This window comes from Candidatus Sodalis sp. SoCistrobi, from assembly GCF_900143145.1.
Lineage (GTDB): Bacteria > Pseudomonadota > Gammaproteobacteria > Enterobacterales > Enterobacteriaceae > SoCistrobi.
On the sequence record NZ_FRDB01000171.1, the window covers coordinates 1 to 6,154 of the forward strand.

General features: G+C 54.5%; 3 protein-coding genes and 2 pseudogenes. 4 read left to right on the plus strand and 1 reads right to left on the minus strand.

From position 1 onward, the window contains the following. The 4 genes and pseudogenes from CINSTRO3249_RS11495 to CINSTRO3249_RS11510 form a co-directional block, all read left to right on the plus strand. The coding region (locus tag CINSTRO3249_RS11495) for a flagellar biosynthesis protein FlhF (protein WP_254304262.1) at positions 1 to 1,360 on the plus strand (1,360 nt) is incomplete at its 5' end. A 75-nt stretch (positions 1,361 to 1,435) separates the two neighbouring features. Then, a pseudogene (locus CINSTRO3249_RS11500) lies at positions 1,436 to 2,076 on the plus strand (fumarylacetoacetate hydrolase family protein). Positions 2,077 to 2,282: 206 nt separating this feature from the next. After that, positions 2,283 to 3,254: a DODA-type extradiol aromatic ring-opening family dioxygenase gene (locus CINSTRO3249_RS11505; protein ID WP_254304355.1), complete on the plus strand. Its 972-nt coding sequence runs from the start codon at positions 2,283 to 2,285 to the stop codon at positions 3,252 to 3,254. Positions 3,255 to 3,459: 205 nt separating this feature from the next. Continuing rightward, positions 3,460 to 4,626 (plus strand): FAD-dependent monooxygenase, encoded by a 1,167-nt coding sequence (locus CINSTRO3249_RS11510; RefSeq protein WP_074013384.1) that lies wholly within the window; start codon positions 3,460 to 3,462, stop codon positions 4,624 to 4,626. 182 nt (positions 4,627 to 4,808) lie between these two features. Here the strand turns inward: CINSTRO3249_RS11510 and CINSTRO3249_RS11515 are convergent. After that, positions 4,809 to 6,014 (minus strand): annotated as a pseudogene (locus CINSTRO3249_RS11515) (NAD(P)/FAD-dependent oxidoreductase). Positions 6,015 to 6,154: the final 140 nt, after the last annotated feature.

Consider the following 6,154-nt stretch of genomic DNA (forward strand, 5'->3'; position numbering starts at 1 on the left):
CATAGGTATCTACACATTTATCGTGATACCTGTTATTACTTTGCAGAATGATTTCAACCTATCTGTTGGCGGGATTGACTCTCGCCTTACCCGCCGATATCAGACGCTGGTTAAACAGCATATGACGCCCGCGGCTCTTCTTGCTTCTGCGGTTAAAGACCTCGCAAGTGCTCAAAAATCAACTTTCGCAACTACCCAAGCTGTCTGGCGTTTTCTGAATAATAAGCGAATTAGCTTCAGTCAACTCAATGAGCCAATTATTTCGCTAGCACTTGAGCAAATTTCGCTTAGCCCGCATCCATACGCTCTCGTTGTTCATGATTGGTCACGTTTACAATTTCTTTACCATCATGCCAAATACGGACGCTTAAAAATGACGCACGGTGGCGATGTTGGATATGAACTTCAAAGCAGCTTGCTGGTTGATGCTGGCACGGGTTTGCCAATAGCGCCTCTATCTCAGACACTTACCGATGCAACCGGTTGTCATTCAACGTTGGCGGAAGGACTGTCCGAACGGCAGACACATATGGACGCCTTGACGACCGATATTGCCCGTGTGGAATCGCTTAATATAGGTAAAAAGCTGATTCATATAATTGATAGAGAGGGTGACTCTATTGGACATATGCGGACGTTGAGTACTCAAGGAATATGCTGGCTTATCCGAGGAAAAGAAGGACATGGTGCAGAGTGGCAAGGTAATTCATTGAAAATTGGTGAGATTGCTGCTCTTCTGCCATACAACGGATGCGGACAGGTAGACTGGAAAGGGAAAAAAGCTGATATGGAAATCAGTGAAACCTCGATAGTCATAACCCGAGCTGCGCAGCAGAAGCGTAAAGATAAAGAAACCGGCCGCCGCATAAAAATCCAACCTGGAGAGCCTCTGACGGTCAGATTGGTTGTTGTTCGGCTTACGGATGATCTCGGTAATGTGGTGGGACGCTGGACGCTGCTTACAAACGTTTGCAGCGAGATCACCTGCGAGGAAGTAGCTCGTTGGTATTACTGGCGCTGGAATATTGAATCATTTTTTAAGTTGCTGAAAGGTGCCGGACATGACGTAGAAACATGGCTTCAGCGCAGCGCGCCAGCCGTACTACGCAGGTTGTTAATAGCCAGTATGGCTGCTGTTCTGGTATGGCGGCTGCAACGCGCTGAAGGAGAAGAAAATGCGGCAGCCCGCCAGCTGATATGTCGCTTGTCAGGACGACAGCAAAAGCGAGGCCGCAGAGAGAGCGCTCCTGCTCTGCTCGCTGGCCTATCCATCTTGTTGAATACACTAAAATTATTATCGGAATATAGTCTGGAAGAACTTACTCATTTAGCGAGAGTTGCTCTTAAGCCTCCTCCCTGATGTGTAGATACCTATGCGCTTAAAGACGTTCGTTTGCTGGCGCCCATTCCCTCTCCGCGGCGGAATATTTTTTGCGTGGGTAAAAATTATTATGCCCATGCCCATGAGTTTGGCAACAGTGGTTATGACTCCAGCGCCGCCGCAGGCAACATTCCCACTCACCCGATCATTTTCAGTAAGCCCTGTACGTCCGTAAGTGGCCCGGGTGATACGGTAGACAGCAGCCTCGATCCCTACGACACTCTCGATTACGAGGCCGAGCTGGCGGTTGTTCTGGGCAAAAAAGGCCGCGTTGCGCCGGGCGATGATCCTCTCGCCTATGTCTTTGGCTATACCTGGTAAACGACCCCACCTCGCGCCATCTCCAGAAACAGCATAGCCAATGGCTGCTGGGCAAAGGCATTGATGGGTTTTGTCCTATGGGTCCTGTTTTGGTGACGGCGGATGAATTCGGCGCGCCCGGAGCGCAGACAATCACCTGCACCGTTAACGGCGAATTAAGACAGGCAGCGGCAATCACCGATTTGATATTTGATATTCCCACATTGATAAAAACCATTGGTCAGAATATCACTTTACTGCCGGGCGATATTATTGCCACCGGTACGCCCGCCGGCGTCGGATTAGGTTTTTCACCCCCTAAATATTTACGTAAGGGTGATGAAGTGGTCGTCGCTATGTCGGAAATAGGCACATTAATCACGACGATTATCTGATAAGAGCACAGGCTTTAAAGCAAACACCACCCGCTTCAATGACGGTTAGCACACATGTGTTTAACAGGGTTATTTCAGCAATGCCCTTATCGCCTGCGTCACAGTAAAAAGCGCTGGGTGATCCACAGGGGTGTTATTTATTTCACTCATCAAGACAGTGTAATTCATGAGGTATTGATATGGCCAAGATTGTCAGTGCAATCAGTATGTCCCATGTTCCCGGCGCGTTAGGCTGGGCGGATGCGCCTTCGGCTGAACAGCGTGAACGCCTGGCGGCGATCCACGCCAAACTGAAGCAATGTATCGATGAAACCAAACCGAATCTGATTATTGCTTTTTTGGATGATCATTTTGAAAATAATTTTCGTAATCTTATGCCTACGCTGGGGGTTCCGGTAAGCGATGCCAATATCGGCCCGGCAGAATATATGATGGAAGCGCTGAAATTTGATACTCAGCACAGTATTGCCAGTCACGCAGGCATTGCGCAAACCCTGCTGGAAAAATTGATTCACGGCGGTTTTGATGCTACGCGAATGGGCGCGATTGAATATGGCAATAACCTGATGATGCCGCTGTTTTTCATCAATCCCGAATTTAATATTCCGGTAGTACCGGTTTATATCAACGTCTTTTCCCCGCCTCTAATGCCGTATTCCCGTGCTTATGATTTGGGGTTGAAGGTGCGTGAAATCATCGACGCCTTGCCGGACGATTATCGCGTGCACTTCCTCGCGACCGGGGGGCTCTCTCACTGGCCGCCGGTCTGGGTCGAGGGGGCGCCGGAAGAGGATGAGCTGCTGCAGCGCATGAAAGTCTATCAGACCGTCGGCAAAAGCGCTCTGGTTGACGACCCCACGCTTTATACCGACTTTGCCCAATACGAAATCGATATGATGAGCAGAATGGAATGGCCCTTGGGCCATAGCCATCCGCTGGTCAATGAAGAGTGGGATCGCGAAATGCTTGAGCGCTTTGAGGCAGGCGATGTGGCCTATATGCGCGCGCTGACCTACGAGGAAGTGGAAGAGCGTGGCGGCCACGGTGGCCATGAGGCGCTTAACTGGGTTGCGCTGATGGGCGCCATGAAAGGCGCCCGCCCAGATTATGTGGCGTATGAATCCGTTCCAGAGTGGATTACGGGCATGAGCTATTTAACCTATCCGGGTCAGAGCTGAGCTTGAACGTCGTTAAGGCTCATCATCGGGTGCAAACGGCGCCCAAGAAGAAAGGCTTAACACGAAGGCGCTCCGATCAGAGCGCCTTGGCCAGGTTTTTCAGCTAACGCCAGCCGATGATCCTTTGTTGTGGCGCAACGAGGCTTACTGTCGCCGACAGGACATTGCATCCCCATTTTGTCGAAAATGACTGGAGAACAACCCGATGGCACGAATCGCGGTAATCGGAGCGGGTATGGGCGGGTTGGCTTTCGCCGCCGCCATGAGAAACAGCAGGCATGATGTTATCGTCTATGAACAGGCCAATGAATTGACCGAGCTCGGCGCCGGGATCTCGCTTTGGGCGAATGGAACGCGCCTGTTTGCAGAAATGGGTATCGCGTCGGCAATGGCGCAACGGTCTTGCGAGACGGAAGCGGCCTATTTTCGCAATGAAGACGGCAGCGTGGCGGCCTCACAGCGGCTGGCGCGCGATAACTGGTACCGGCAGGAATACGGCTATCCCTATTATGGCGCTTTCCGTACCGATCTTCAGGCGGCGTTGCTTGACGTCGTCGGGCGAGAAAATATCCGGCTCGGCAAGCCGTTGACCCGGCTGGAGGACACGGGGGAGGAAGCAACGCTCTATTGGGCTGACGGCACCCGGGATACCGCGGATTTGGTCGTCGGGGCCGATGGTATCCGATCCGTGGTGCGGCAGACGGTCAGTGATACCGCCCGCCCGGTGTTTACGGGCAATAGTGCCTTTCGCGGGCTGGCCAAAACCGCGCTACTAGACCGTCTTCCCGAGCCGCATTCCTTTACGGACTGGATGGGCGAGGGCATGCATGTGCTTAATTTTCCCATCGGCAAAGACTTTGAATATCAGACCATCGTGGTATTCATGGATGGCCCGGAGAAGTGGGAGCACGACGCCTGGCGAGTCCCCGCCGACGCTGCGGCCATCGGCAAAAAATTTGCCCATTGGCACCCCGCCGTCGGGCAATTGCTTGAGCATGTGAATCTGGCTGAACGCTGGGGCATGTTCCAGGTCAGTCCTCTGTCCTCATGGCATCGCGGACGAGCGGTGTTAATCGGTGATGCTGCTCACGGCATGATGCCGCATCATGGACAAGGGGCCATTTCATCGTTTGAAGATGCTATCGCCCTCGCCCATGTTATCAACAACGACGCGCTCTCCTCCGTGGCAGCCAAGTTCGATGCCTATGAGCAGGAGCGTAAAGCGCGAGGGGAACGGATCCAAACCTCGTCGCGAAGCGTCAACGATTGCCTGCATCTTGCCGCAGGGGCCGCACGCCTGGAGCGCAATCGGGTCCTCAATGAACTTGGCCGGCATTTTTCCTGGCTTCACGGCTATAAAGTCGGCGTTTAATCGGGGTCGAAGCCGATGTGGCGCCCGGCCCGGCCGTAAATCGCGCGGCAACACTCCGTGGCGTTGCCCGTGCGCCCCTGACTGCGCGCTCGCCCTAGCCCTTCGCCGGCAGCTAGCGCTTGCCCAGTAAATGACGAGGGTTAAGCGGCGGGGCGGGACAACGCTTTATCGGCCAGACGGCGTCAATGGGGCGCCACGGCCAACGCCTGCGCGCAGGCCCAGGCGGAGCTCCAGGCCCATTGAAAGTTATAGCCGCCGAGCCAGCCGATAACATCGACCACTTCGCCGATGAAATACAGCCCCGGGACGTCGTTGCACGCCAGCGTTTTGGAGGACAGACAGCGGGTATCGACGCCGCCTTGGGTTACTTCGGCGGTGCGGTAGCCTTCAGTACCGTTGTGTTGCACCCGCCACTGTTGCAGCGGTAATACCCATTGCGCCGTCAGGCGCGGGGTCAACTGTTTCAGGCTGATATCGGGAATGTCGTGCAACTGGTGCCAACAATGCACTAGCCGGCGCGGCAACAGCTTCGCCAGGGTATTTTTCAGGCTTTGATTGGGATGGGCGGCGGTTTCCTCGCTGAGGAAAGACGACAATGCCACCTCCGGCAGTAAATCGAGGGTCAAGAACTCGCCCGTCTGCCAGAAGCTGGAAATCTGTAATATCGCCGGGCCGGACAGTCCGCGGTGGGTAAAGAGGATGTTTTCGCGAAAACGGGTGCCATCTTCGGCGCTGACGACAGCCGGCACCGCGACGCCCGCCAGTGCCGCCAGCGGATCCAGCAGCGGTTTATGCAGCGTAACGGGCACCAGCGCCGCCCGCGTGGGGATGACCGCCAGACCGAACTGCTGGGCAAGACGGTAACCAAACGGCGTCGCCCCCAGACCGGGCATCGACAGCCCGCCTGTGGCGACCACCAGCGCAGGGGTAAATATCTCCCCCTGCGGCAGCGTCAGCAAAAAACCACCGTCTTGTCTGGCGACCGACAGCACTTCGCTGCGCTGACGTAGCGTGACCTGCCCCTGCCGGCACTCCGCCAACAACAGATCGACAATCTGCTGTGCGGAATCATCGCAAAACAGCTGGCCGAGGGTTTTCTCATGCCAGGCGATACCGTGGCGCTGCACCAGATCAATAAAATCCTATTGGCTATAGCGGGCCAGCGCCGATTTGCAGAAATGGGGATTTTGCGACAGATAGGCGGCCGGTTCGATGTAGAGGTTGGTAAAATTGCAGCGTCCACCGCCTGACATCAAAATCTTGCGGCCGGGTTTTTTGCCGTTATCCAGCAGCAGCAGCACCCGGCGGCCCAATTGGCCCGCCTGGGCGGCGCAAAACATGCCCGCCGCGCCGGCGCCGATGACCACTACCTCAAACGTCTCTGCCATGATGTCACTCTGCCTTATATCTTGATCATTGACTTTCAAAGGTTAATGATCCCCAACTGATCATTGGGATGTTACCGGTGAGTTTGTACTCTGCCTTAAGCTTACAGCTTGTACGTCAGATTAAACCCTGGTGACATATT